Origin of the sequence: Cellulomonas sp. PhB150 (assembly GCF_003755175.1) — a bacterium.
Lineage (GTDB): Bacteria > Actinomycetota > Actinomycetes > Actinomycetales > Cellulomonadaceae > Cellulomonas.
On the sequence record NZ_RKHX01000004.1, the window covers coordinates 445,353 to 468,805 of the forward strand.

Genomic DNA, 23,453 nt, shown 5'->3' on the forward strand with positions numbered 1-23,453 from the left:
CGTCCCCGTGATCCGGACATTACGGTCAGTCGCTGACATCGGCAATCACAGCCGGCCCCTAGGCTCGCCCCCACACACCCGCCGGCCTGGGGAGCACAGCGATGACCGTCACCCGCTCGATCCTGCTGTTTGTGGCCGCGGCCCTGTTCGAGATCGGCGGCGCATGGTTCATCTGGCAGGGCGTCCGCGAGCACAAGGGGTGGGTCTGGATCGGCGCGGGCGTCGTCGCGCTCGGCATCTACGGGTTCGTCGCGACGCTCCAGCCCGACGCGCACTTCGGCCGGATCCTCGCCGCGTACGGCGGGGTGTTCGTGGCCGGGTCGCTCGCGTGGGGCATGGCGGTCGACGGGTTCAAGCCGGACCGCTGGGACGTCATCGGCGCGCTGCTGTGCCTCGCGGGCGTCGCGGTCATCATGTACGGACCCCGCGCCGAGTGAGCGCCGCTCAGCCGACGAGCACGTCCTCGTAGACCCGAGGCGCGAGCCGGACCCGCGCCCGCGGGCCGATCCTCAGGCCGAGCCCTAGGAGCCGGAGCACCCCGGAGACGTCGTCGGCGTGCAAGGACCCGTGCCGCTCGAGCACGAGGTGCACGCGACCGTGCGCGCGCTCGACGCGGTGGAAGCCGAGGATCGTCGTCGAGACGGTGGTGTGCCGGGGGAAACGGGCACGGGCCGCGGCCTCGTCGCCGTGCTCGAGGACCAGGACGTCGCCCAGCTCGGCGCGCAGCGCATCGGCCCGCCAGTGCACCGGCGCGTCGAGGCCTCCCGTGACGTGGCGGGAGCGGTTGGCCGACGAGATCGACAGCGGCTCGTGGCCCACCGCGGAGGACGCCTCCGCGAGGAACAGCTGCGAGGGGCACGCCCGGCCGGGGACGATCACCTGGACCGTGGGCGCGGTTCCGTCCGGGGCCGTCAGACCCGCCGGCAGATGGGCCGCCGCCGGACCGCGAAACCCGAACGGGCCGATCTCCCCGAACGCGTCGACCACGTCCTGCACGAGCCGCGGCGAGACGCCGGCGGGCAACGCCGCGAGGTCGAAGGCGTCCAGCTCGCGGCCCGCGGGCGCGGTCACGCTGCCCGTCTGGCCCAACGGTCGCCCCTTGAGCGCGTTGACCTGCCGCACGGCGTCGCCGCGGGCGGTCAGCGCGTAGATCGAGCCGAACCCGTGGGCGACGGGCATGCCGGCGGCGAGCAGTGCGGCCGCGTGGTGCACGTCCGCGGGGCGGTCGAGGACGACACGGTCGTCGGACATGGAGGCCTCCCGGGGGTCACGGGACAGGACCCCCGGGAGTGCGTGCAGATACCGGACGCTCAGGCCTCCGGGATCGGCCGGCCGTACTCCTCGAGCGTCAGTGACGCGGGCTCCGGGCCACGCCGCACGCCGCGGTCGAGCGCGTCGATCGCCGCGAGCTCCTCGTCGGCCAGAGCGAAGTCGAAGACGTCGAAGTTCTCGGCGATCCGCTCGGGACGGGTCGACTTGGGTATCGCCGAGCGGCCCTGCTGCAGGTGCCAGCGGAGCATCACCTGCGCCGGGCTCTTGCCGTGCGCCGCCGCGATCCCGCCGATCACCGGATCCTCGAGCGTGCTCCCGCCGCCCTCGCGGTAGAAGGTGATGCCGCCGATGGGCGACCACGCCTGCGTGAGGATGCCGAGCTCGTCGTTCGCCGCGACCACGTCACGCTGCGGGAAGTACGGGTGCAGCTCGATCTGGTTCACCGCCGGCACGACCGTCGCGGTCCGCATGAGCAGGTCCAGGTGCTCGCGCATGAAGTTGCTGACCCCGATCGCCCGCACCACGCCGTCGGCGAGCAGGCTCTCGAGCGCCCGGTAGGCCTCGGCGGTCAGGTCGAACCGGGTGGGCAGGGGCTGGTGCAGGATGAGCAGGTCGAGCTGCTCGACGCCCAGCTTGCCGACGCTCTTGTCGAAGGCGTGCCGCGTCGCGTCGTAGCCGTAGTCGGAGATCCAGACCTTGGTCTCGACGAAGACGTCGGACCGGTCGACGCGCGAGCGGCGCAGCCCCTCGCCGACACCACGCTCGTTGCCGTACGCCGCTGCCGTGTCGATGTGCCGGTAGCCGGTGCCCAGCGCGGTCTCGACCGCCACCGCGGTCTCGTCGGGCGGGGTCTGGAAGACGCCGAAGCCGAGCGCCGGCATCTCGACGTGGTTGTTGAGCCGCAGGGTGCTGTCCATGCCCACCACGGTAGGCACCGCGAGCGCGTGGTGGGAGGCCCTGTCAGGACCCCGTTCGCTCAGGCGTCGGGTGCGAGCTGCGGGACCACCGGCGGGTCCGACTCGAGCGCTCCGAGCAGGCCGCGCATGAACTCGAGGATCTCGCGGGCCGCGGAGGCGTTGTCCTCGGGGACGTCCGCGAAGTCCCGCATGCCGACGATCTCCAGGACAGCCATCGTCTGCCGCGCGGTCATCTGGCAGAACACGTCGTCGACGGCACGCCCCGTGCGCTCCGCGATGGCCTGCTCGAGGAGCATCCGCTCGCGCACGAACTCCTCCAGGGCACGTGCCCGGAGCCCGGCGTTCGAGTCGAGGACCATCCGGAGCTGCCGGATGCGGTCTGTCCCCGGCCGCGGGGTCGTCAGCAGAGCGGTCAGGGCGTGCCCGAGGGCGAGGGCGAGCGGCTCGTCGACGGGCCGGGACTGCAGCTCGGCCGCCATCTGGCCACGCAGCTCGAACGGCCCGATGACCAGCAGGTCCTTGCTCGGGAAGTAGCGGTAGAGGGTCGAGGTGGAGACCTCGGCGCCCTCGGCGATCTCCTCCATCGTCGTCGCGTCGTAGCCCTGCTCGACGAACAGCGAGAGAGCCGTCCCGGTGATCAGCTCACGGGTGTGCGCCGCGTTGCGCTCCCTCAGACCCATGAGAGAAGCGTAACAGTCGGTCCCGTTCTGATAGTCACTCCCAGAATCCTGGTCTACGCTCGCACTCTCGTCGTCGCCCAACCACCAAGGGGTATCCGTCATGGCCTGGCACCTGTTCCGACTGGGACGCTGGTCGTTCGTCCACCGCAAGGTGGTCGCGCTCGTCTGGCTGGCCCTGCTGGTGCTGGGGGGAACGGGCGCGCTCACCCTGTCCGGCCAGACCAGCGACAACTTCGACCTCAAGGGCGTCGAGTCCACCGAGGCGTTCGCGCTGATCAAGGACCGCTCCCCGCAGGCGAGCACCGACGGCGCCACTGCGCAGATCGTCTTCAAGGCCCCTGACGGCGAGAAGCTGACGTCCGACGAGAACAAGGCGGCGGTCGCCGACGCGCTGTCGAAGCTGACGAGCACCCACGTCGCGTCAGTCTCCGATCCCTTCACCACCGGCACGGTGTCGAAGAGCGGCACCGTCGCGTTCTCGTCCGTCTCCTACACGGTCCCGGCGGTCGACATCACGACCTCCGACACCGCGGCTCTCGAGCAGGCGCGCGACACGGCGGAGGACGCCGGCATCGCGGTCGCCATCGGCGGCGACGCGGAGCCCACCACCACCGCGGTCGGCAGCGCCGAGGCGATCGGCGTGGTCATCGCGTTCGTCGTCCTGGTCATCACGTTCGGTTCGCTGCTCGCGGCCGGCATGCCCCTGCTGACCGCGATCCTCGGCGTCGGCATCGGCATCACGGCGATCACCACCCTGAGCGGGTTCGTCCAGCTCAGCTCGGTGACGCCCGCGCTGGGCAGCATGCTCGGCCTCGCCGTCGGCATCGACTACGCGCTGTTCATCATGTCGCGCTACCGCAGCGAGGTCCGCAAGGGCCGCCCGATGGCAGAGGCCGCGGGCGTCGCGGTCGGCACGGCGGGCTCAGCAGTCGTCTTCGCCGGCCTCACCGTCATCATCGCGCTGGCCGGCCTGTCCGTGACGGGCATCGGCTTCCTCACCCAGATGGGCCTCGGCGGCGCCTTCACGGTCGCGATCGCCGTCCTCATCGCCCTGACGCTGCTGCCCGCGCTGCTCGGCTTCGCCGGCGAGCGCGTGACGAGCGGGGGCCTGCGCTTCCTCAAGAAGCGCGAGGAGGCGCGCGGCGAGGACGGCCGCACCAACGGCCAGCGCTGGATCGAGCTGGTCAGCCGCTTCAAGGTTCCCGCCGTGATCGTCGGCGTCCTCACCGCCGTGGTCCTGTCGCTGCCGGTGGCGAGCATGCAGCTCGCACTGCCCGACAACAGCACGGCGCCGGCCGGGTCCGACAGCAGGGTCGCGTTCGACACGATCTCCGACAACTTCGGCGCCGGCTCCAACGGCCCGCTCGTCATCGTCGTGGACACGAAGGGCGCCGACGACCCCGTCGCGGCCGTCGACGCAGCCGTCGAGAAGCTGAGCAAGGTGTCCGACGACGTCGCCGCGATCGTCCCGCCCGCCACACCCGGTGACGCCGCCTCGGAGGCCGCGCTCGAGAAGCAGCTCGAGGCGGTCCAGTTCGCGACCATCACGGTCGTCCCGAACAGCGGACCGTCCGACGTCGACACCAAGGACCTCGTCACCACCATCCGCGAGGACATGAAGACGCTGCCCGCGGAGACCGGCGCCCGCGCGCTGGTCACCGGCACCACGGCCGTCGGGATCGACATCTCCCAGAAGCTGCTCGACGTGTTCCCGCTCTACCTCGTGATCGTCGTCGGCCTGGCGGTCTTCCTGCTCATCGCCGTGTTCCGGTCCCTCTGGGTGCCGATCAAGGCCGCGATCGGGTTCGTCATCTCGCTCGGCATCGCGCTCGGGGCGACGGTCGCGGTCTTCCAGTGGGGCTGGCTCAACAACCTGCTCGGCCTGGACGTCACGTCGCCCGTGATCTTCATCCTGCCGCTGCTGCTCACCGGCATCCTGTTCGGCCTGGCGATGGACTACGAGGTCTTCCTCGTGACCCGCATGCGCGAGGCGTACGTGCACGGCGCCACCGCCAAGGACGCCGTCATCGAGGGCTTCCGGCACAGCTCGCGGGTGGTCGCCGCCGCCGCCGTCATCATGATGGGCGTCTTCGCCGGCTTCGCCCTGGGGCACGACGTGATCATCAAGACGATCGGCTTCGCGCTGACCATCGGCGTCCTGGCCGACGCCTTCCTGGTCCGGATGCTGCTCGTGCCCGCCGTCATGATGATCGTCGGCGACCGGATGTGGTGGATGCCCAAGTGGTTCGGGCCGATCACGCCGAACCTTGACATCGAGGGCGAGTCCCTGCTCAAGAAGCTGGCCGACGAGCACGCCCGCGAGCGCGAGGCCGCGCCGGCCTAGCTCTCGGAGCCGATGGCGCGGGGGGACCTTGGCCACAGGTCCCCCCGCGGATCGACCCCGAGGATGGGACGGTGCGGAACCTGCCGAGAACGACCACCCACGACTGGTCCACCGTCGTCGACACGGCGCACCTCGCTGACGTGCGGGCGCGCGCGGCCGTGCTCGCTCCCGGCGGGGCCGCGCACCTGCTGCTCGAAGCCCTCGCGTACCCCGCCGAGGAGGCCGAGGAGCAGGACGGCGGCACCTGCGTCGTGAAGCTGCTCCCCGACGGCTCGATCCTTGTCGCGGACGACGGCCGCGGCACGGCGATCTTCGTCACCGACGGCGGACCCCTGCGCAAGCCCGTCATGTCCACGCGCGACGTGCGGTTCTTCGACGGTGCGGGTGCCACGCTGCTGCCCGACGCCCTTCCCCGGCGTGGGATGTCGGTCGTGGCGGCGCTCAGCTCGTGGTTGGAGCACACCAACCGCCGGCACGAGGGCGCGTGGACGCAGCGCTACGAGCACGGTGTGCCCGTCAGCGACCTCGTGCCCGTGCCGTCCGACGGCTCTACGGGGACCACCGTGCGCTTCCTGCCCGACCCCGCCCTCGTGGCGGGCGCGGAGGTGCCGGACGCCTCCGTCGTCGAGAGGTGGGCCCGCGCGTGGCCCGCGCTCGCGGTGCGCGTGCTCGACGAGCGGTAGTCAGTCCGTCGACCAGCCGAACCCGTCGGGGTCAACGAACGTCCCGACGTCACCGTGGATCGTCAGCCGGTGCGACCCGGTCCCCTCGGGCGGGACGCCCGCGTCCTTGGCGAGCGCGCGGCGGCCGTAGAGCGCCAGCTTGATCGAGCCGCTCGTCGAGAGCTCGACGTACTTGCGGCCGAAGCTCTTCGCCACGACGAGGCCGTGACCCACGTAGAACGCCTTGCTCGCCGCGACGTCGCCGGCACCGAGCAGCAGCACGATGCTCTCGATCGTCGTGGTGGCGGGACCGGTGTCCTTCTTCGCGGAGGTGGCGACCTTCCAGATCGCGCCGTCGGGCGCCTGGACCACCCCGCCGAAGCCCCAGAAGGACTTGGTGGCGGGCTTGAGCGACGTCGCACCGGCGTCGAGCGCGGCGTCCAGCAGCAGCCGGGCGTCGGCGGGCTGAGCCACGGTCACCGAGAGCGTGAAGCCGCGGAAGCCGGACGTCGACGGCTCGGCCATCCGGAACCGGAGCTGCGTGTCGAGGCCGAAGGCGGCCTTGTAGAACTGCGTGGCGGCCGAGGTGTCGGCCACGTCGAGGGTGAGGGAGTCGATGTTCGTCATGCCGACGACGCTAGGGACGCGGCCGCTGCCCGTGCTTCTCGGATCCTGCTCGATCCGCGCGCTCGGCCCGGGCGCGGATGCCCCGCAGCATGCCCCGGGTCATGACGAGGCTGACCCACTGGACGGTCTCGACGATCGTCCGCGCCCCGCGCGAGTAGTACCAGTAGCGCTCGCGCACGACGAGCCGCGACGTGTCCCGCCCCGGCCGGACGTGGAAGGACCACACGAACTCGTACGGCGGCTCCGGGCCGTCAGCCGGCACCGCCGCACGCAGCACGAGGTCGGTCGGCTCACGGACCGCGACGACGGTCAGCACCACGCCCTCCGCGAGGTCGACGACGTCGCCCACCTCGAGGACGGACCATCGCGGCTCGAGCCGGTCGGCACTGTGGATCCCGAGGCCGACGAGGTTCTCGAGCCAGTCGTAGGAGTAGAAGCCCCCGCGGCTGCGACCGAGCTGCACGAGCCACGCCCAGACCTGATCGGCGTCCGCGCGGACGGAGATCGCGCGCGTGGCCACCAGGTCGGGGGCCCGCCCGCCGCGGTCGCCCGCGAGGCCGGTCACGCGCTCGGCCGGCGTCGCGCCCCAGGCCAGCGCCCGACTCCGGCAGACGCGGTAGCCCTGGGCCGCCAGCAGCCCGAGCCCGGCCGCCACCAGCAGCCGCCCGCCTCTGCCCGCCGCGCTGGCCATCCCCCGAGTCTGTCCGCCGTCGACCCGCCCACGCCTGGGACGGAGGTCCCGCCCGTCCTGGGGTGCGAGGAGCTGGTCATCGCCGGGGGGTGGATCACGCACTGACGTGGACCGTGTCAGTGGCCGGTGCCACCGTGGACGTCATGGAGATCAAGCGGATGCAACCGGCCGGCCTCGTCCAGAGCCCGGCGTTCAGCCACGTCGCGATCGTCCCTGCGGGCGCCGCGACCATCTACGTCGGCGGCCAGAACGGCGTCGACGACACGGGCACGGTCGTCTCGGACGACGTCGCCGAGCAGTCCGTCCGCGCGGTCGAGAACGCGAGCATCGCGCTCGAGGCCGCGGGGGCGTCGCTCGCCGACGTCATCCAGTGGACCGTGCTCATCGCCGAGGAGGCGGACCTCCACGCGGCCTACGGCGCGATCGCGCCGCGGCTCGCCGGACCGGGGGCACCGCCGCTCGTGACGGCGGCGCGGGTCGCCGGGCTCGGGGTGCCGGGGGCGCTCATCGAGGTCAGCGTCATCGCGGCGGTGCTCCCGGACTGAGTCGCTCGGCAGGTCCCGTGTGCTCGTCGCCGAGCCGGGCGTCGCGCAGCCCGGAGCCGAGCGTGACGACGGCCGTGACCACGAGGCCGGCGCCGGCGATCGTCAGCGCCGTCCCGTACCCCGCCGCGTCGCCGAGAAGCCCACCCAGCGGCGCGGCCACGACGATCATCGCCCGGTTGATCGACCGCTTCGTCGCACTCATGCGTCCCTGCAGCCGATCGGGCGTCGCGGTCTGCTGGTAGGCCATCTCGTTGGCGTTCTCCGATCCCATGCACAACCCGAGCACCAGCTGCCCCGCGGCGAAGACCACCCACGCGGTCCCGCCGCCCCACGGACCACTGGTCGGCCCCTCCGGGAGGGCGAGGGGGGCGGCCGCCATCAGCACCCAGGCGAGCCCGGTACCGACGCGGGCGGTGATGATGACGCGCCCGGCACCCAGCCGCCGCCCGAGCCCGACGGCCATCGACGCGCCGACCAGCGCCCCGACGCCCGCGAGCGCGAGCGCCAGGCCGAGCGTCGCAGGGCTCAGGTGCAGGGTCCGCAGTGCGAACGGGGTCATCACGGCGCCGGCGACCGCCGAGCAGACGAACCACAGGTGCGTCGAGATCGCGAGCGGCCGCAGTGTGGCGTGGCGGTAGATCCAGCGCAGCCCCTCGCCGATCTCGCTCCCGATCCCGCGCGCCCGCAGCGCGGTGCGCGGGGCGCCCTCGTCGACCCTGACCGTCGCGATCAGGAGTGCCGAGACCAGGTAGCTCAGCGCGTCGACCAGCACCGCGACCGGGGCGCCGAGCCATGACACGAGCCCGCCGGCGAGCGCCGGACCGCTCGCCTGGGCGACCGCGTCCGACTGGTCGATCCGCGCGTGGGCCGGCCCGAGCAGCCGCGCGTGGACCAGGCGCGGCACGAACGACTGGAACGCGGCGTCTCCGACCACCCGGCACAGCCCGAAGACGAACATGATCCCGATCAGCCACGCGACGTTCAGGTGCCCGAGCACCGACAGGACAGGGACGGCAGCCAGCGCGACGGCGCTGAGCAGGTCCGTGGCGACCAGCAGGGGCCGCCGTCGCATCCTGTCGACGAGCACCCCGACGAGCAGCCCGAACAGCAGGTACGGCAGCCATCGGGCGGCGTTGACCAGGCCGACGTCGAACGCGTCGCCTGCGAGCACGTCGACGACCAGGACCTGGACGGCCAGGATCGTGACGTAGCTGCCGAACGCCGAGGTGGTCGACGCGGTCCACAGCCGCGTGAAGCCGCGCGCCCCACGCAGCGTCTCGGACGGGGTCGTCACCGCACGACGTCACCTTCGAGGACGGTCCGGAGCTGTTCGAGGTCGTGTGACACCGCAGCGATGTCGCGAGCGAAGTCGTCGTCGGTCATCGACGCCCCACGCCGCAGGGTCATGACGACGTCGCACTCGTCGTCCCCGTCGGCGATCGCCCGCATCGGCATGGAGACCGTCTCGCCGGACGGCGTCCAGACCTCGTGGTCGAGGATGCCGTGCTCGTTGCGCGGCACGAAGGCGAACCTCGCCCGCCCCTCGGGGGTCTCGACGAACCAGTCAACACCGTCCTGCACGAGCTGCCCACCCAGTCCCGAGGCCCACCGCGGCAGGTTCGCCGGCTCGACGACGAACGCGTAGACCTCCGCCGCCGGTCGGTCGATGTGCACGCTGAGGTTCCGCAGCTCCGCCATCGTGCGATCGTGCCATTTGTCCACGACAGCCCGCGCGCCCGACGACAGGATGACGCCATGGAGATCCAGCTCAGCATGCTCGGCGTGATCGTCGGCGACATGCCGGCGGCCCTGCGGTTCTACCGCCTGCTCGGGCTCGCCATCCCGGTCGAGGAGGACGCCAAGCCGTTCGTGCTGCACCGCATGGGCAGCGGCGTGACGATCTTCTTCGACACGGTCTTCGCTGCCCGCTACGACCCCGACCACTCCCGGCCGTCTCGCGGCTACGGCACGCTGCTCGAGTTCTACCTGGGCGACGACGCCGCGGTCGACGCGAAGTACGCCGAGCTCACCGGCCACGGCTACCGAGGACGCATGGCGCCCGAGCAGACGAGCGGCCCGTACGCCGCCATGGTCGACGACCCCGACGGGAACGTCGTCCTGCTCACCTCGGACGACGCGCTGCGCACCAGCGAGGAGAACTGACGTGACCAGCAGGTTCACCGAGCTCGGGGTCGACTGCGCCGACCCGGGCGCGCTCGCGGCGTTCTGGTGCGCGGTCCTGGGCTACGAGGTGATCGACGACGAGGACGAGGGCTTCGTCTCGATCGGACTGCCTCCCGTGCCGGGCGCCCGCGGCCCGGTGCCGCCGACGATCCTGTTCGCGCGCGTGCCCGAGGGCAAGGTCGTCAAGAACAGGCTGCACCTGGACGTGAACCCGAGCGACCGGGAGCAGGCCGCCGAGGTCGACCGGCTGCTCGGCCTCGGCGCACGCCACGTCGACGTCGGTCAGGGCGAGGTCAGCTGGGTCGTCATGGCCGATCCCGAGGGGAACGAGTTCTGCGTCCTGGCGAGCTGCCGCCCGTGAGGTCGTCGCTCCGTCACGAGACCTTTCCCCGAAGCAGCCGTCGCCAGTACACCTGCGGCTCCACGTAACGGTCGAAGACCAGCAGGCTGCGGCGCGGGCGGGCCAGGTCGGGCACGCGCATCGTCGGCTCGGGTCGGCCGTCACGGTCGAACTCGGCGAGCAGCAGCTCGCGCCGCGAGGTCGTGACCGGTGCGATCGAGTACCCGTCGTAGGTCCGCATCGTCGCGCCCGTCCGACGCGCCGCGATGTTGTGGGCGACGACCGGCACCTGCTTGCGCAGCGCGCCGCCCGACGGCAGCGCGTCGACCGTGGCGACGTCGCCCAGCCCCCACACCGTCGGGTGGTCGACGTGCTGGAGCGTGCGCGGGTCGACCGCGAGGAACCCCTCGCTCGTCGGCGACGCGAGCCCGCTGCCCGCGACCCACCCCGGCGCGCGGTGCGGGGGTGCCAGGTACAGCGCGTCGTAGCGCAGCTCGTCCGGTCCAGCCGGCGTCCGGATCCGGAGGGTCGACGAGGCGGCGTCGACGGACTCGAGCACGGCGCCGGTGCGGACCCGGATGCCGTAGCCCGCGGCGATCGCCCGCAGGTCGTGGTCGGACCGCTCGAGGTCGACGAGGCGGTCGCTCTCGACGACCAGCTCGATCGTGATCGCGTCCAGGAGGCCCTTCGCCCGCCAGTGGTCGGCGGCGAGGAACAGCGGCTTGAGCCCGACGGGGGCGCACGGCACGTGGCGGTCCGAGATCGCGAACACCGCCGTGCCTGCGACCAGGCCGGAGAGCATCGTCCAGGTGTCGACCGCCGGCTCGGGCACGTAGCTCGTCGACGCGCGGACCGTGCTCACCGCCGCCTGCGCACCGGGGATCGCGTCCCAGTCCACCTGCGAGCCGGGGCACACGACGAGGTCGGTGAAGGTCAGCTCGGTGCCGGTCGCGAGCTGCACGGCCGAGCGCTCCGGATCGATCCCGGAGACCGCGTCGCGGTACCACCGCACCCCGGGCGGGATCACGTCCGCCTGCGGCCGACGCAGGTCCTCGAGCGTCGCCATGCCGCCGGCGACGTAGGAGAGCATCGGCCGGTACTCGTGCACGGCCTTCGGCTCGATCACCGCGACGTCCCGGCAGCCGTCCCTGCGCAGCTTCGCCGCGAGGGAGATGCCGGCGTTGCCGCCGCCGACGATGAGGACGTCGTGGTGCAGAGGACCGTTCATGGTCGGACCAGCTCCGGGGGTCGGGGCCAGTCACGGTATGTCGGGGCGGGTCGCGGCGCGCGGTGAGCAGAGCCGGTCCCCCGGCACGGGGGGACTCGATCTCCCTCGCAGGTGGGTGGTCCGCCCGCTCGGCCACCGGCCATGATCGTGGCCATGAGCCGCACAGACGCCCTTCAGAGCAGCAGCGAGCGCCGCGACGCCTGGGTCCCGTCCGCGGTGATGGCCACGCTTCTCGGCCTGCTGATCTTCACCTCGCCGATCGTGCTGCCTGACAACGCCGATGCCGCGTCGCGGCTCGAGGCCGCCGGCTGGTGGGACGACGGCTCGCTGCTCAAGCTCATCGCCGCGGTGACCGGCCTGAGCTGCGTCGCTGCCGTGCTCATCGCCCGCCGTCAACCGGTGACCGCGACGATCCTCGCGCTCTGGCCGTTCGTCGCGATCCCGCTGCTCGGGACGTTCGTCTGGGGCTGGTGGCTCGCGCTGCTCATGATCACCTGCCTCGTCGTGCAGGACTCCTGGGTGCGCGCCGTGGTGCCGGGCGTCGCGACGCTGGCCACGGCCTGGCTCTACGCGTTCAGCGGGACGCCGGCGGTCCTCCCCATCGGACTCGTCAACGCCGGCGACTGGGACGGCGGGCGCAGCGTGGAGGCCGCGGTGACCTACACCGTCGCGGTCGTCCTCGTGGTCGGCGTCGCCGTCGTGGTCCGGCTCGTCCGCAGGTCGGCGCTGCGGAGCGTGCGAGCGGACGCGACCGAGCGGCGAGCGCTGGAGGTCGAGTCCGTGGCCGTCGAGCGCGCACGCCTCGCACGGGACCTGCACGACGTCGTCGCCCACCACGTCTCGCTCGTGGCCGTGCGCGCCGAGTCGGCGCCCTACTCGCACCCGGAGATCGGCGACGACGCGCGGCGCGTGCTCGGCGACATCGCCGGCGACGCGCGTGCCGCGCTCGACGAGCTGCGGCAGGTCCTCACCGTCCTGCAACGGACGGACGGCGCGGCGCGAGCACCGCAGCCGACAGCGTGCGACATCGCAGAGCTCGTCGCCCAGGCCGAGGCAGCCGGGCAGCGCGTGACGTTCTCGGGAGACTGCGGCGACGTGCCCGATGCCCAGGGCTACGTCCTGTACCGCGCCGCTCAGGAAGCGCTCACCAACGCCCGCCGCCACGCCCCCAGCGCCCTCACCGAGGTGGTCGTCTCGACCGTCGCCGACGTCGTCGGCCTGCGCGTCACCAACGCGGCCGAGCACGCCGGAGAGATCCTGCCCGGCCGCGGCCTCCTCGGGATGCGGGAGCGCGTCGAGGCGCTCGGGGGAGCCACGAGCGCGGGGATCGAGGACGGCTCGTTCGTCCTGGTCGTCACGCTGCCGATCCCGGCGGACCGCACGACGTCCGGTCGGGTCGACGAGGACGCGGCGGACGCCGCGTGACCCGGGTCGTCATCGCCGACGACCAGCCGGTGGTGCTGCACGGCTTCGCCTCGATCATCGGCTCCGCACCCGACGTCGACGTCGTCGGCACCGCACGCGACGGCAGGGAGCTGCTCGGGCTCGTCGCGCGCACGTCACCGGACGTGGCTGTCGTCGACATCCGCATGCCGGTGCTCGACGGCATCGCCGCGACCGCTCGCATCGCCACCGACCACCCGGCGACCCGGATCCTGATCCTCACGACGTTCGACCTCGACGAGTACGTGTACGACGCACTCCGGGCCGGCGCGAGCGGCTTCCTGCTCAAGGACGTCACCGCCGAGCGACTCATCGAGGGCGTCCGGCTCGTCGCCGACGGCTCGATGCTCCTGGGTGCCCAGGTCACGCGCCGACTCGTCGACGACTTCGCGGCGCGCCGGGCGCCCGCCCGATCGCACCCCGCACTGGACACCCTGACGCCACGGGAGGGTGAGGTCCTGCTCGCTGTCGCGCGCGGGCTCTCCAACGCCGAGATCGCCGACGCGCTGTTCATCGGCGAGCAGACCGTGAAGTCTCACGTCTCGGAGGTCCTGCGCAAGCTCGGCTGCCGCGACCGCGTCCAGCTGGTCATCGCGGCCTACGACAGCGGGCTGGTGCGCTGAGACTCGGGCTCACTCCCAGACGAAGGCCGGCCGCAGCTCGGCCGGGCTCCCGGGGCCGGCGAACTGCACCGCGATCTCCTCGGCCCGCTCTCGCGTGGCGACGTCGATGAGGAAGAACCCGGCCAGCTGCTCCTGCACCTCGGCGAACGGCCCCTCGCTCGCGCTCGCGCCGCCCTTGCGCCACCGGAAGATCGTGGACTCCCGGGGCGCGGCCAGGGCCTCGGCCGTCACGAGCTCGCCCGACGCGGAGATCTCCGTGAGCAGCGCCTCGAACTCCTTGTCCATCGCCGCGAGGTCGTCGGTGGCCACCGCTCGGCCCTCGGCGGTCAGCGGTGTCGTCGGGTGGCCCCAGGGCTGGGGGTCGGCGTGGATGAGGATCACGTACTTCATCGCGGGGCTCCTTGGTCGAGGGTGGTGACGTCCCTATGACGAAGTCGACCACGAGAGATCGACACGGTGGGGCTACTTCTTCCGCACGGGGTAGCGCAGGTGCGTGACGCCGACTCCCTGGGTCACCGTCGGGTCGCCGAGGACGGCGGGCGTGCCGACGAGGTGGTCGAAGAGGCGGACCCCGGAACCCAGCAGGACGGCGGCGACGTCGATGCTGAGCTCGTCGAGAAGCCCCGCGTTCAACAGCTGCTGGATAGTGTCCGCGCCGTGCACCCCGACGTCCTTCCCGCCCGCGGCGGCCTTGGCCTGCTCGACGGCGTTCGCGATGCCGTCCGTGACGAAGTGGACAGTCGAGCCGGGCCGCGGCCACCCGGCAGGCACCTCGTGGGTGACGACGAAGGCGGGTCCCCACGCGTGGTTCCCGCCCCAGCCCTGCGCGACCTCGAACGTGCGGCGGCCGGTGAGCACGGCACCCAGCCGGGAGGTCAGGTCGCGGAAGTGCTGGGCGCTCGGTGCGGACATGCTGAACGTCATCGAGTCCGACCCACCGGTCTCGATGACGACGTCGCCCGAGCCGGAGTACCAGTCGAACACCTCGCCCACGCCGTCGTCGGGGTCCGCGACGAACCCGTCCAGCGACATCGACATGATCGCGACGACCTTGCTCATCGGACTCTCCTCGCACCCGGGCGGTCTGGGCGACCGCCGCCTGTGTCTCCTACGAGCAGAATCGCGCGGATCGGACACATCGGCAGCCCCAGCGGAGCCGGAGCCGCCGATCCCTCGGGCTAGGGTCGAATCCCATGAACGAGCCCCGCCCCTGGCAGCGCGAGGCCGACCGCCTCGGCAACGTCGACCCGTCCGACCCGACCGGTTGGTTCGAGACCCTGTGGGCGTCGGCCACGGACGGCCAGGTCACCACGCCGTGGGACCACGACAACCCGCACCCGACCCTCGCCGCGTGGGCGCCCGACGACCGTCTCGGGTCCGCGGTCGTCGTCGGCTGCGGCCTCGGCGCCGATGCCGAGCACCTGTCCCGGCTCGGCTACCGGACGACGGCGTTCGACGTCTCCGCCTCGGCGGTCGCGGCGGCCCGCGCACGCCACCCCGGGTCCTCCGTCACCTACGCCGTCGGGGACCTGCTCGACCTCCCGCACGAGTGGCGAGGCGGCTTCGACCTGGTCGTCGAGATCTACACGGTCCAGGCCGTCAACCGCAGCGTCCGCAGCGAGCTCACCGCAGGAGTCCGCTCGTTGGTCGCGCCGGGTGGCACCCTGCTGGTGATCCAGGCCGTCGCCGACGAGCCCGACGAGGACGGGCCGCCCTGGCCGCTGACCCGGTCCGAGATCGAGGCGTTCGGCACGGAGGGGCTGGAGTCGGTCTCGATCGACGAGCTCGCCGTCTCGGGACCGCGCGGGCGCTCCCGCACGTGGCGCGCGGAGTTCCGCAGACCGTCGTGACACGCGCACCGTGCTCGACGCGCGATCCGCGGGCACGTCGCCTACGGTCGGGCGGGTGATCACGCCGCCGAACGCTTCCTCCGACGCGCGCTCGACCCTCGACGGCGGGCTGCGGGCCTCGCGCCCGCCCGCCAACTTCGTGCCGGCGCGCCGCTGGGTGGTCGACTCGGTCAGCGAGCTCGCCGGGCTCCGTCACGCGCTGCGGACCGAGATCAACACGCGCGCGCACGCCTCTGCCGACCGCGACCTGGACCGCGTGGCGCAGGACCTGGTGCTCGTCGCCTCCGAGCTCGCGACGAACGCGATCAAGCACGGACGGCCGCCGACGATCGTCCAGCTCTTCCAGGACGGCACGAGCTTCCTGCTCACCGTCGCCGACCACGACCTGGGCAGCGAGCCCCGCATCGCGGGTGACCGTCCGCCGGGTGAGGGCGGCTTCGGGCTGCAGATCGCGCGCCGCCTCTCGCGCGACGTCGGCTGGTACCGGACCGACACCGTCAAGGTCATCTGGGCCGAGATCCGCGCGTAGCGCCACCAGGCAATTCACGTGCGTCCACCCGGCACGCGGGTGTCTGATCGCTGACGTGGCGATCGAGCTGAGGACACCGGACGTCGGCGAGCTCGCGGGCGTCGTCACCGCCCTGCGGGCGTGGCAGCACGACGCGTCCCCGATGCAGCTGCACCCCGGTGACCTGGGCTGGCACTGGCGGTGGGGCGCGGAGGCGGTCGCGGCAGCGGTGCGGACCTGGAGCCGCGACGGACAGCTGCTCGCGATCGGCTTCCTCGACGGCCCGGACGTCCTGCGCGCGACCGTCGCTCCCCCGGCCTGGCGCGACGACACGCTGGCGCACCGCGTGGTCGCAGACCTCGGCGACCCGTCCCGGGGCGTCCTGCCGGCGGGCAAGGTCGCCGTCGAGGCGCCGAACGGCAGCCGGGTGCAGGACCTGCTCACCGAGCTCGGCTGGGGCGCCGGCGAGTCCTGGACGCCCCTCTCACGGGACCTCGCCAAGCCGGTCGAGGCGACGCCGCTCCGGCTCGAGGTCGTGACCGCGGACCGCCCGGACGCGTTCACCGCCGTCCACCGCTCGGCGTGGGACAGCCCGCGGTTCACCGACGACCTGTGGCGCGAGATGGCGTCCGGTCTGCCGTTCGCGGACGCACGGTGCCTGCTCGCCCGCGACGCCCGCGGCGTGGCCGTCGCCGGCGTGACGGTGTGGTCAGCGGGAGAGGGGAAGCCGGGGCTGCTCGAACCGATGGGCGTCCATGCCGACCACCGCGGTCGCGGCCACGGGCGGTCGATCTGCGTCGCCGCGGCGGCCGAGCTCAGACGGATGGGGGCGTCGAGCGCGCTCGTCTGCACCGAGACCGCACGCACGGCAGCCGTCGCCACCTACCGGTCGGCGGGGTTCCGGGCGCTCCCGGAGCGGCAGGACCGATCGCGCGACGCCTGACTCCGGGGTCGTCGATCACCCGTAGTCGCGGCGGTAGCGCGCGTTGACGTGCCGGACCAGGGACTCGCGCTCCTCCTCGACCGGGACGCCGTGCTTGTGCGCCAGCGCGGCCAGGAGGACGTCGCAGATGGCGTCGTACCCGGCGGCCAGCGACGGACGGGTCGTCGCGACCCAGCGCTGCTCGGCCGCGTACCGGACGTACTCGCCCATCGCGGCCTCCTCGGTCCGGACGAGGCTTCCGTCGCAGACCAGCGGGCTGCCGTCCGGGCTCGTGATCCCGGGTCCCGGCAGCGCGGCCCGGCGCTCGGGCGCAGCCGCGGGCTGGGGCATCCGAGGCTCGGGCGCTGCCGCCGGTGCCGGGGCGGCCCGGGGTGCCTGCGGCGCCCGCTGCTCGGGCACCGTGGTGTCGAGCCTCCGTAGCTGCTCGTTCAGGGTCTCGAGCCGCGCGGTGTAGGTCTCGATCACGGAGAGCTGCACGTCGAGCGGCACCTCGGCCTCACCACCGAAGAAGTCCTGCTGGTAGGACTCCTGGGCGCGCAGCAGTCGCTGCGACAGCCGCCCGATCTCGTCGTTCAGCTTGGCGGCGTCGCCTGCCGCGGGTGGGCGCGCTACCGCCGGGAATGCGTCGTCCAACGCGTGTGCCATGGCTACCGTCCTTGGTCGCTCTCGCCTCGCCACTGCATCGACGCCTCGGGCGGCCAACCTGAGCACCAGACCGGGTGCAATCCGACGGGTCCGCCTCAGCGGGTCCGGTATCGCGCGTAGATGAGTCCGCTGACGAAGGACCGCTGCTCGACGAGCTCGAGGTCCAGGCGCACGCCGTCGGGGAAGAACCGCTTGCCCCCGCCGACGACGCTCGTCGTGATGAACAGGTGGTACTCGTCGACGAGGCCGGCCCTGATCGCCTGGGCCGCGAGGTTCGGGCCGTCGACGGTGAGGTCCCGGTCGGACGCGGCCTTCAGCCGGCGGACCTCGTCCGGGTCGAACGCCCGCTCGATCCGGGTCCGGGCGCTGGTGACCTGCTCGAGCGTCGTGGAGTAGACGACCTTCTCGGCGGCCTGCCAGTCGCGGGCGTACTGCACGATGTGCGGCGGCGCGTCGGGCAGGGAGTGCGCGGTCTCCCAGAACACCATCGTCTCGTACATGCGCCGGCCGTACAGGTACGTGCCGACGGAGCGGAAGACGTCGCCGACGAAGGTGTGCACCTCCTGGTCGTCGGCCCCGGTGCCGAGGTCGCCCTGCGCGGCCTCCGCGTAGCCGTCGAGCGACGTGATCATGGAGTAGACGAGCTTGCCCATCGCTTCCTCCGAGAGGTCAGTCCCGGCTCGGGCTGAGCCGGGGGTCCACGGGGTCGCGGCCGTCGCGCAGCGCGTCGAGGTAGGCCCGGTCCTGCTCGATCCGTGCGCGGATCTCGTCGGCCCGGGCGACGGACCCGTGCCCGGGGACGACGACGTCCGCGTCGGCCGCCGCATCCTCGAGCAGCCGCAGCGCGGCGAGGTAGTCGTCGATCGGGTCGGTGGCGAACGGGTTGAGGAGCGGGACGAGGACGTCGGAGAGCATGTCGCCCGCGACGAGCACGCCGCGCTCCTCGACCAGGAGGGCCGCGTGACCGGGTGCGTGTGCCCGGTGCTCGACGATCCGGACGCCGGGCCCGTCCCAGGGCACGCGGTCGGTCCCGGGGGCCAGGCCGACGACGCGTCCGAACAGGTCGCCGAGGGGAACCTGCTCGACGAGGTCCGACGGGATCATCCCGGCGACGAACGCCTCCCAGCCCGGGTCCGCCAGCCGCGCCTGGATGGCTGCCGCGCAGCCGGCCGTGCCGTACCGGGGCGCGCCGCCGAACCCCGCGTGCCACAGCAGGTGGTCCCAGTGCGGGTGCGTCGAGAAGCCCGCCGTCACGGTGCTCCCCTGCTCACGCAGGTCGCTCGCGATCCCGGCCAGCTCGTCGTCGAGCACCCCGGGGTCGACGAGCAGGACACCGGCCGCGCCCTGCACGACCACGGCGTTGCTCTGCATGAACCGGCTCTCGTGGACGAGCACGCCCGGGGCGACCTCCCGCAGCATCAGCGGACTCCTCGCTCGTCGAGCACGTCGAGGGACGCGTTCATCGCGTCCAGGAGGCGACCCATGTCCCCTCGTCCCGATAGTGGTTGCACCTTACTCGCGCGGCTCGTCGAGGCGGGGATCCTCACCCGCGGCACCGGCACCCGTGGGCGCACGAGGGACCCGGCCCGCTCGAGCGGCTGGATGCCGCCTACGCCGCAGCCCAGGAGCCTCGGCAGCCGTAGGCGTGTCCTGATTGCGTAGAAAGTACGGAGGTGGGCGCTCCCGCTGCCGAGGATGCTGGCAGGACGCACGTCGACAGGGGGCACCATGACACGGCACGAGCAGCTCACGATCTCCGCGCCGCCGCGGGAGGCAGAGGCGTCCACGACCGAGCACGCGGAAGCGCGGCACCCGCACCCGGCACCCCTCGCCGGGCTGACCGTCGGGCACGCCGACGACCCCGCCGAGGTCGCCGCCGAGACGCGGGCGACCTCGGTCCTGTCGCGACTGCGACGATTCGGTGGCGCCCCGAGGTCCGGCGGCGCGCGGCCCTCCGCAGCCCCGGCCGAGGTCGGCCGCTCGGGCGGTGCCGTCGAGGCGGGACGGGGCCACCAGATCTCCAGCCGGCTCGGTCGCGGCGCACCGCTCTCCGAGGCCGTCCGGCAGCGGATGGAGGCGGGTTTCGGGACCTCCCTGGGCCACGTGCGAGTCCACGACGACCCGTCGGCCGCACAGCACAGCTCGGCGCTCGGAGCGAAGGCCTTCACCGTCGGGAACGACGTGTTCCTGGGTGCCGGCGTGGACCCGGGCGACGCGCACGGCGAGCACGTGCTCGCGCACGAGATCGCCCACGTCCTCGACGAGGGCGGGGCGCGGGCCACGGCGGTCCGGCGCGCTCCTGAGGACGGTGACGACGCCGACGGCGGTGCACCGGCCGAGCTCACCGCGGCCGAGATCGTCGCGGCCGCCGCCGGAGGTGGCGGCGGCCGGAACTTCGGCATCGGGTCCGCGACGCGCGCGCGCTCCGACGAGGCCGGCCTGCTGTGGACCGGCCTCGCCGCCTCGCCGGGCGGCAACCAGTGGGTGAGCGCCGACGGGCAGAAGCGGTATCGTCCGCCGACGCTCAAACCCAGCCACCCCGACGGCCCGACCACGCAGGCCAACTTCGAGTCGGGCCCGCCGGCCAAGCGACCGCACAAGGACCTGTGGGCCTCCAACGCCCACCTCACGATCACGGACTAGGGGCCATGAGAGCTGCACTGCGCGAGACCTACAGCCTCGACGACGACGTCGAGATCGACGCCTACACCCCCGCCGACCCGACGAACGACGGGGTCCGCGTGCGGCTGATGATCGGGCCCGCCGACGGCCCCGGCGAGGAGTCCTTCGACGTCCTCGTCTGCACCCCGGCATGGCTGAGCGACTCGGTCGCCGAGCACGGACCGCAGCTCGGTCGCCACCTGCTGGTCGTCGAGACCCTCGACCTGGCCGGCGCGGTCGCCTTCCTGCGCGAGCACGTCGAGTCGCTCGAGGCGCCGGACTGGCACGGGCTCGCGGCCCAGCTCGCGCGCGTCGGCCACTGGGAGTTCGAGGACTACACCCCGTAGCCCGGGACGCCCGATCGGTAGCATGCGGGCATGCCCATCAAGCTCGAGAACGTCGGCATCGCGGTCCGCGACCTCGAGGCGGCGATCGCGTTCTTCACCGACCTCGGCCTCACGGTCGTCGGCCGGGACACGGTCAGCGGGGAGTGGACCGACACGGCCGTCGGGCTCGACGGCAACCACGCCAAGATCGCGATGCTCCGCACGCCCGACGGCCACGGTCAGCTCGAGCTCTTCGAGTACCTCCATCCCGAGGCGATCGAGACCGAGCCCACGCTGCCGAACGAGATCGGCATGCACCGCGTCGCGTTCTCGGTCGACGACATCGACGCCGCCCTCGAGATCGCCGCCAGGCACGGGTGCTACCCGCTGCGCGGCGTGGCGACCTACCAGGACGTCTACAAGCTCACCTACCTGCGCGGCCCCAGCGGGATCCTGGTGATGCTCGCCGAGGCACTGACGAACGGCTGAGTGCGGACATGGATGCACGGGCGCTGCACACCACGTTCGCGGACCTGACGACCGCCCACGTCGCCGACGCGTGCCTGCGGCTCGCCGTCCCGGTCCGGTGCGCGCCGGCGGCGGTCCGACCCCTGTGGCGTGGCGTGCACGTCGTCGGTCACGCGCGCCCGGCTCGGCACGTCGGCAGCGTCGACGTGTTCCTCGAGGCGCTCGAGCTGGCCGCACCGGGAGACGTCCTCGTGGTGGACAACGACGGCCGCACCGACGAGGCCTGCGTCGGCGACCTGGTCGCGCTCGAGGTCGCGAACGCCGGCCTCGCGGGGATCGTCATCTGGGGCCTGCACCGCGACACCGCGCAGCTGCGCGCGATCGACGTGCCGATCTTGAGCCTGGGCGCCTACCCCAACGGCCCGGAGCGGCTCGACGCCCAGCCTCCCGACGCGCTCACCCGGGCGTCGTGCGGGGCGCACGTCGTGACGGCCGACGACGTCGTGCTGGCCGACGACGACGGCGTCGTGTTCCTGCCGACCGACCGGGCGGCGCAGATCGCCGAGGTGGCCGTCCGCATCCGCGACACCGAACGGCGCCAGGCCGCCCGCATGCAGCTCGGCACCAGCCTGCGCGAGCAGACCGCCTTCGCCGACTACCTCGCCGTGCGGGATCGCGACGGCGTCACCTTCCGCCAGCACCTGCGCTCGCTCGACGCCGCGATCGAGGAGTGACGGTCAGCCGCTCGGCTACCAGGCCGCCGGGGCCGTGACGAACACGTCGAACACGTCCGGGTGGTGCGCGTGCACGAGCACCATGAACACGACGAGGTCGAACAGCAGGTGGACCGTCACGACGTAGGTCAGGGACGCGGTCCTGCGGAAGATCCACCCCTGCACGAGCGCGAACGGGACGGTCAGGAGCGGCCCCCACTCCCGGTACCCGAGCTCCCACAGGAACGAGACGAAGACGACGGCCTGCAGCACGTTCGCCAGGGCGAACGGGAAGTGCGCCCGCAGCAGCGCGAGCACGGTGCACACGAAGAACAGCTCGTCCCAGATCCCCACCGCGTTGACGCCGACGAACAGCCGCGCGACCTCCTGCGACGAGTCGACCGTGGGCCAGTTCTCGTAGGCGCCGGACCCGAGGAAGTACCAGGGCAGGAGCAGGTAGGCCAGCACGACGACGACCAGCAGGTAGACCACCTGGGTGCGGCTCCACCGCCGTCCGGTGCGCAGCGGGAAACGGATGACGTCCTGCCGCAGGACGAACCGCGACAGCACGTACGGCACGAGCACCGCACCGGCGAGCGCGACCGTGAAGCGGAGCATCCCCGCGTCGGAGAGATCCGCCTTGAGCGAGATCGTCGTGATGACGGCCATGCCCAGGCCGACGAGGGCCAGCTCCCGGCCCAGCGCACGGTCCACCGCGAACCCGAGGGCCACGCCGAGGACCAGGGGCAGGTAGCCGGCCGGGCGCACGTGCACCGCGAAGAGCAGGATCGCCGACCCGCAGACCAGCGCGGCGGCCAGCACGCGCGCCGCCTCGCGGGGCGTCGCCGTGAGCGTGGGCGACGGGGCTCGGGTGCGTGGGCCGGCCGGGAGAGTGTCCACGGGATGCAGTCTGCGGACGAAGGGAGCGGCGCGCGACCGCTGGCGGGCGCGTCGCCTAGGCGCGCGTGAACCGGGCGAGCTCCGCGCCGCCCTGGTCGAGCAGCACGAGAGTCTCGCCGTCGAACCCGGCGCGGAATGCGTCTGCCAGGGCGTACGGGACGGGTGCACCGTCGCACGCCGCCGCCGTGGTTGGACTGGTGGTCGCCAGGAACCGCCCGTGCTGCTCCAGCGCCCAGGCGCCATGACCACCGTTGCATCCGTCGGAGGCGGAGTAGCGGCCCGTGGCCTCGAACGTGACGCCCGGCTCTGTCTCGACGACGAGCCCTTCGGGTACCCAGGCTCCGACGATGGACTCCGGGGTGGCCGGCGACAGCTCTGCAGCGAGGGGGGCCGGCTCGTCGAACCGGGCCAGATCGGACGGCGCAGGGGTCGGGGCCGTGACGAGCTTGCCGGACATGTCGTCGTAGTGACCGGGGTCCCCGTCCACGGTCAGAGAGGCCACGACAGCGCCCGCCGCGTCGAGCAGCTGTGCCCCGTCGGCGGTCAGCTCGAACCGGGCGGCGTCGTCGAGCCACGCGACCTCGGGCCGGCGGCCGCTGCACGCCGACGACCAGCCATAGGTCGCCGCGATGAACCGCGTGTCGGTGGCGCCCCACTCACCGAAGATCCCCCCGCAGGGACGCAGCACCGTCAGGTCACGGACGTCGAGGCGCAACCAGGTGTCGTCATCCTCGCCCTCCGCGTCCGAGACGCGCCACAGGCCCACGAGGGCGGCAGGACTGGCAACGGCCGCCGTGGTCTCGACGGGCGCTCCCGGCTTCTCGGGCCCTGCGCATCCCGCGAGCGCGGCCGCGATCGCCACCACAACGACAGCCACGCGATG

General features: G+C 72.8%; 30 protein-coding genes. 15 read left to right on the forward strand and 15 right to left on the reverse strand.

Annotation, left to right across the window (positions count from 1 at the left end; genetic code table 11):
• Window positions 1-101: 101 nt before the first annotated feature.
• On the forward strand, window positions 102-437 hold the full coding sequence (locus EDF34_RS15160) for a YnfA family protein (protein ID WP_123372325.1): 336 nt from the start codon (window positions 102-104) through the stop codon (window positions 435-437).
• Window positions 438-444: 7 nt separating this feature from the next.
• Here EDF34_RS15160 and EDF34_RS15165 read toward each other — a convergent pair whose 3' ends face one another.
• From EDF34_RS15165 to EDF34_RS15175, 3 genes are read right to left on the reverse strand one after another with little or no spacing between them, the layout of a single operon-like run.
• The gene (locus tag EDF34_RS15165; protein ID WP_123372326.1) at window positions 445-1,251 is read right to left on the reverse strand and encodes a hypothetical protein; all 807 of its coding nucleotides are present in this window, start codon (window positions 1,249-1,251) and stop codon (window positions 445-447) included.
• Between the two features lie 59 nt (window positions 1,252-1,310).
• A complete protein-coding gene (locus EDF34_RS15170; RefSeq protein WP_123372327.1) occupies window positions 1,311-2,189 on the reverse strand; it encodes an aldo/keto reductase in 879 nt (292 codons plus the stop codon).
• A gap of 59 nt (window positions 2,190-2,248) precedes the next feature.
• Complete coding sequence (locus EDF34_RS15175) at window positions 2,249-2,869, reverse strand: TetR/AcrR family transcriptional regulator (RefSeq protein ID WP_123372328.1); 621 nt, start codon at window positions 2,867-2,869, stop codon at window positions 2,249-2,251.
• A 100-nt stretch (window positions 2,870-2,969) separates the two neighbouring features.
• On the opposite strand from EDF34_RS15175, the gene EDF34_RS15180 reads away from it, so the two are divergent.
• Window positions 2,970-5,213 carry an MMPL family transporter gene (locus tag EDF34_RS15180; protein ID WP_123372329.1) on the forward strand — a complete coding sequence of 748 codons (2,244 nt, stop codon included), beginning with the start codon at window positions 2,970-2,972 and terminating at the stop codon, window positions 5,211-5,213.
• A gap of 71 nt (window positions 5,214-5,284) precedes the next feature.
• On the forward strand, window positions 5,285-5,896 hold the full coding sequence (locus EDF34_RS15185; protein WP_123372330.1) for an ATP-binding protein: 612 nt from the start codon (window positions 5,285-5,287) through the stop codon (window positions 5,894-5,896).
• On the opposite strand, the gene EDF34_RS15190 is transcribed toward EDF34_RS15185, so the two are convergent.
• Both EDF34_RS15190 and EDF34_RS15195 read right to left on the reverse strand, forming a co-directional pair.
• Window positions 5,897-6,502 carry a glyoxalase gene (locus EDF34_RS15190; protein WP_123372331.1) on the reverse strand — a complete coding sequence of 202 codons (606 nt, stop codon included), beginning with the start codon at window positions 6,500-6,502 and terminating at the stop codon, window positions 5,897-5,899.
• Between the two features lie 10 nt (window positions 6,503-6,512).
• Window positions 6,513-7,193 carry an SRPBCC family protein gene (locus tag EDF34_RS15195; RefSeq protein ID WP_123372332.1) on the reverse strand — a complete coding sequence of 227 codons (681 nt, stop codon included), beginning with the start codon at window positions 7,191-7,193 and terminating at the stop codon, window positions 6,513-6,515.
• 143 nt (window positions 7,194-7,336) lie between these two features.
• Between EDF34_RS15195 and EDF34_RS15200 the strand changes: the two genes are divergently transcribed.
• The gene (locus EDF34_RS15200) at window positions 7,337-7,738 is read left to right on the forward strand and encodes a RidA family protein (protein ID WP_123372401.1); all 402 of its coding nucleotides are present in this window, start codon (window positions 7,337-7,339) and stop codon (window positions 7,736-7,738) included.
• On the opposite strand, the gene EDF34_RS15205 is transcribed toward EDF34_RS15200, so the two are convergent.
• Both EDF34_RS15205 and EDF34_RS15210 read right to left on the reverse strand, forming a co-directional pair.
• Entirely contained in the window at window positions 7,713-9,032 is a 1,320-nt protein-coding gene (locus EDF34_RS15205) for an MFS transporter (protein ID WP_123372333.1), read from the reverse strand. The two genes, EDF34_RS15200 and EDF34_RS15205, sit on opposite strands and share 26 nt — an antisense overlap.
• Entirely contained in the window at window positions 9,029-9,436 is a 408-nt protein-coding gene (locus tag EDF34_RS15210) for an SRPBCC family protein (RefSeq protein WP_123372334.1), read from the reverse strand. The genes EDF34_RS15205 and EDF34_RS15210 overlap by 4 nt, the downstream gene beginning before the upstream one ends.
• Before the next feature lie 57 nt (window positions 9,437-9,493).
• Here EDF34_RS15210 and EDF34_RS15215 point away from each other — a divergent pair, with 57 nt between their 5' ends.
• Together EDF34_RS15215 and EDF34_RS15220 are read left to right on the forward strand one after the other, a co-directional pair.
• On the forward strand, window positions 9,494-9,901 hold the full coding sequence (locus tag EDF34_RS15215; protein WP_123372335.1) for a VOC family protein: 408 nt from the start codon (window positions 9,494-9,496) through the stop codon (window positions 9,899-9,901).
• A 1-nt stretch (window position 9,902) separates the two neighbouring features.
• On the forward strand, window positions 9,903-10,283 hold the full coding sequence (locus EDF34_RS15220) for a VOC family protein (protein WP_123372336.1): 381 nt from the start codon (window positions 9,903-9,905) through the stop codon (window positions 10,281-10,283).
• 13 nt (window positions 10,284-10,296) lie between these two features.
• On the opposite strand, the gene EDF34_RS15225 is transcribed toward EDF34_RS15220, so the two are convergent.
• A complete protein-coding gene (locus EDF34_RS15225) occupies window positions 10,297-11,490 on the reverse strand; it encodes an NAD(P)/FAD-dependent oxidoreductase (RefSeq protein ID WP_123372337.1) in 1,194 nt (397 codons plus the stop codon).
• Between the two features lie 153 nt (window positions 11,491-11,643).
• Between EDF34_RS15225 and EDF34_RS15230 the strand changes: the two genes are divergently transcribed.
• Together EDF34_RS15230 and EDF34_RS15235 are read left to right on the forward strand one after the other, a co-directional pair.
• Window positions 11,644-12,915, forward strand: a complete 1,272-nt coding sequence (locus tag EDF34_RS15230) for a sensor histidine kinase (protein ID WP_148076654.1) — start codon at window positions 11,644-11,646, stop codon at window positions 12,913-12,915.
• The gene (locus EDF34_RS15235; protein WP_123372339.1) at window positions 12,912-13,556 is read left to right on the forward strand and encodes a response regulator transcription factor; all 645 of its coding nucleotides are present in this window, start codon (window positions 12,912-12,914) and stop codon (window positions 13,554-13,556) included. The genes EDF34_RS15230 and EDF34_RS15235 overlap by 4 nt, the downstream gene beginning before the upstream one ends.
• A gap of 9 nt (window positions 13,557-13,565) precedes the next feature.
• On the opposite strand, the gene EDF34_RS15240 is transcribed toward EDF34_RS15235, so the two are convergent.
• Together EDF34_RS15240 and EDF34_RS15245 are read right to left on the reverse strand one after the other, a co-directional pair.
• Window positions 13,566-13,946, reverse strand: a complete 381-nt coding sequence (locus tag EDF34_RS15240) for a YciI family protein (protein WP_123372340.1) — start codon at window positions 13,944-13,946, stop codon at window positions 13,566-13,568.
• 72 nt (window positions 13,947-14,018) lie between these two features.
• Window positions 14,019-14,615: a dihydrofolate reductase family protein gene (locus EDF34_RS15245; RefSeq protein ID WP_123372341.1), complete on the reverse strand. Its 597-nt coding sequence runs from the start codon at window positions 14,613-14,615 to the stop codon at window positions 14,019-14,021.
• 134 nt (window positions 14,616-14,749) lie between these two features.
• On the opposite strand from EDF34_RS15245, the gene EDF34_RS15250 reads away from it, so the two are divergent.
• Genes EDF34_RS15250 through EDF34_RS15260 form a run of 3 tightly spaced genes read left to right on the forward strand, consistent with a single transcriptional unit; the run spans window position 14,750 to window position 16,857 of the window.
• The gene (locus tag EDF34_RS15250; protein WP_123372342.1) at window positions 14,750-15,406 is read left to right on the forward strand and encodes a bifunctional 2-polyprenyl-6-hydroxyphenol methylase/3-demethylubiquinol 3-O-methyltransferase UbiG; all 657 of its coding nucleotides are present in this window, start codon (window positions 14,750-14,752) and stop codon (window positions 15,404-15,406) included.
• A gap of 55 nt (window positions 15,407-15,461) precedes the next feature.
• Window positions 15,462-15,935, forward strand: coding sequence for an ATP-binding protein (locus tag EDF34_RS15255; protein WP_199737924.1), 474 nt, complete (start codon window positions 15,462-15,464; stop codon window positions 15,933-15,935).
• A 55-nt stretch (window positions 15,936-15,990) separates the two neighbouring features.
• Window positions 15,991-16,857, forward strand: coding sequence for an N-acetyltransferase (locus EDF34_RS15260; RefSeq protein ID WP_123372343.1), 867 nt, complete (start codon window positions 15,991-15,993; stop codon window positions 16,855-16,857).
• A 15-nt stretch (window positions 16,858-16,872) separates the two neighbouring features.
• Here the strand turns inward: EDF34_RS15260 and EDF34_RS15265 are convergent, their stop codons facing one another.
• From EDF34_RS15265 to EDF34_RS15275, 3 genes are all read right to left on the reverse strand, one after another.
• Entirely contained in the window at window positions 16,873-17,502 is a 630-nt protein-coding gene (locus tag EDF34_RS15265) for a hypothetical protein (RefSeq protein WP_123372344.1), read from the reverse strand.
• 95 nt (window positions 17,503-17,597) lie between these two features.
• Window positions 17,598-18,155 carry a dihydrofolate reductase family protein gene (locus EDF34_RS15270; protein WP_123372345.1) on the reverse strand — a complete coding sequence of 186 codons (558 nt, stop codon included), beginning with the start codon at window positions 18,153-18,155 and terminating at the stop codon, window positions 17,598-17,600.
• A gap of 16 nt (window positions 18,156-18,171) precedes the next feature.
• Window positions 18,172-18,921 carry an MBL fold metallo-hydrolase gene (locus EDF34_RS15275; protein ID WP_123372346.1) on the reverse strand — a complete coding sequence of 250 codons (750 nt, stop codon included), beginning with the start codon at window positions 18,919-18,921 and terminating at the stop codon, window positions 18,172-18,174.
• 309 nt (window positions 18,922-19,230) lie between these two features.
• Between EDF34_RS15275 and EDF34_RS15280 the strand changes: the two genes are divergently transcribed.
• From EDF34_RS15280 to EDF34_RS15295, 4 genes are read left to right on the forward strand one after another with little or no spacing between them, the layout of a single operon-like run.
• Window positions 19,231-20,145, forward strand: coding sequence for a DUF4157 domain-containing protein (locus EDF34_RS15280; protein WP_158615101.1), 915 nt, complete (start codon window positions 19,231-19,233; stop codon window positions 20,143-20,145).
• 5 nt (window positions 20,146-20,150) lie between these two features.
• Window positions 20,151-20,510, forward strand: a complete 360-nt coding sequence (locus EDF34_RS15285) for an immunity 8 family protein (RefSeq protein WP_123372348.1) — start codon at window positions 20,151-20,153, stop codon at window positions 20,508-20,510.
• A 30-nt stretch (window positions 20,511-20,540) separates the two neighbouring features.
• Window positions 20,541-20,978, forward strand: a complete 438-nt coding sequence (locus EDF34_RS15290; RefSeq protein ID WP_123372349.1) for a VOC family protein — start codon at window positions 20,541-20,543, stop codon at window positions 20,976-20,978.
• A gap of 8 nt (window positions 20,979-20,986) precedes the next feature.
• Entirely contained in the window at window positions 20,987-21,691 is a 705-nt protein-coding gene (locus tag EDF34_RS15295) for an RraA family protein (RefSeq protein ID WP_123372350.1), read from the forward strand.
• A gap of 15 nt (window positions 21,692-21,706) precedes the next feature.
• Here the strand turns inward: EDF34_RS15295 and EDF34_RS15300 are convergent, their stop codons facing one another.
• Window positions 21,707-22,570 carry a CPBP family intramembrane glutamic endopeptidase gene (locus EDF34_RS15300; protein WP_370450082.1) on the reverse strand — a complete coding sequence of 288 codons (864 nt, stop codon included), beginning with the start codon at window positions 22,568-22,570 and terminating at the stop codon, window positions 21,707-21,709.
• 55 nt (window positions 22,571-22,625) lie between these two features.
• Complete coding sequence (locus EDF34_RS15305) at window positions 22,626-23,447, reverse strand: META domain-containing protein (protein ID WP_148076655.1); 822 nt, start codon at window positions 23,445-23,447, stop codon at window positions 22,626-22,628.
• Between the last annotated feature and the right edge of the window lie 6 nt (window positions 23,448-23,453).

Coding starts and splice junctions, on each gene's coding strand:
- EDF34_RS15160 (WP_123372325.1), top strand. CDS start 102: ATGACCGTCACCCGCTCGATCCTGCTGTTTGTGGCCGCGGCCCTGTTC.
- EDF34_RS15165 (WP_123372326.1), bottom strand. CDS start 1,251: ATGTCCGACGACCGTGTCGTCCTCGACCGCCCCGCGGACGTGCACCAC.
- EDF34_RS15170 (WP_123372327.1), bottom strand. CDS start 2,189: ATGGACAGCACCCTGCGGCTCAACAACCACGTCGAGATGCCGGCGCTC.
- EDF34_RS15175 (WP_123372328.1), bottom strand. CDS start 2,869: ATGGGTCTGAGGGAGCGCAACGCGGCGCACACCCGTGAGCTGATCACC.
- EDF34_RS15180 (WP_123372329.1), top strand. CDS start 2,970: ATGGCCTGGCACCTGTTCCGACTGGGACGCTGGTCGTTCGTCCACCGC.
- EDF34_RS15190 (WP_123372331.1), bottom strand. CDS start 6,502: ATGACGAACATCGACTCCCTCACCCTCGACGTGGCCGACACCTCGGCC.
- EDF34_RS15195 (WP_123372332.1), bottom strand. CDS start 7,193: ATGGCCAGCGCGGCGGGCAGAGGCGGGCGGCTGCTGGTGGCGGCCGGG.
- EDF34_RS15200 (WP_123372401.1), top strand. CDS start 7,337: ATGGAGATCAAGCGGATGCAACCGGCCGGCCTCGTCCAGAGCCCGGCG.
- EDF34_RS15210 (WP_123372334.1), bottom strand. CDS start 9,436: ATGGCGGAGCTGCGGAACCTCAGCGTGCACATCGACCGACCGGCGGCG.
- EDF34_RS15215 (WP_123372335.1), top strand. CDS start 9,494: ATGGAGATCCAGCTCAGCATGCTCGGCGTGATCGTCGGCGACATGCCG.
- EDF34_RS15225 (WP_123372337.1), bottom strand. CDS start 11,490: ATGAACGGTCCTCTGCACCACGACGTCCTCATCGTCGGCGGCGGCAAC.
- EDF34_RS15230 (WP_148076654.1), top strand. CDS start 11,644: ATGAGCCGCACAGACGCCCTTCAGAGCAGCAGCGAGCGCCGCGACGCC.
- EDF34_RS15240 (WP_123372340.1), bottom strand. CDS start 13,946: ATGAAGTACGTGATCCTCATCCACGCCGACCCCCAGCCCTGGGGCCAC.
- EDF34_RS15245 (WP_123372341.1), bottom strand. CDS start 14,615: ATGAGCAAGGTCGTCGCGATCATGTCGATGTCGCTGGACGGGTTCGTC.
- EDF34_RS15250 (WP_123372342.1), top strand. CDS start 14,750: ATGAACGAGCCCCGCCCCTGGCAGCGCGAGGCCGACCGCCTCGGCAAC.
- EDF34_RS15265 (WP_123372344.1), bottom strand. CDS start 17,502: ATGGCACACGCGTTGGACGACGCATTCCCGGCGGTAGCGCGCCCACCC.
- EDF34_RS15270 (WP_123372345.1), bottom strand. CDS start 18,155: ATGGGCAAGCTCGTCTACTCCATGATCACGTCGCTCGACGGCTACGCG.
- EDF34_RS15275 (WP_123372346.1), bottom strand. CDS start 18,921: ATGCTGCGGGAGGTCGCCCCGGGCGTGCTCGTCCACGAGAGCCGGTTC.
- EDF34_RS15280 (WP_158615101.1), top strand. CDS start 19,231: ATGACACGGCACGAGCAGCTCACGATCTCCGCGCCGCCGCGGGAGGCA.
- EDF34_RS15285 (WP_123372348.1), top strand. CDS start 20,151: ATGAGAGCTGCACTGCGCGAGACCTACAGCCTCGACGACGACGTCGAG.
- EDF34_RS15290 (WP_123372349.1), top strand. CDS start 20,541: ATGCCCATCAAGCTCGAGAACGTCGGCATCGCGGTCCGCGACCTCGAG.
- EDF34_RS15295 (WP_123372350.1), top strand. CDS start 20,987: ATGGATGCACGGGCGCTGCACACCACGTTCGCGGACCTGACGACCGCC.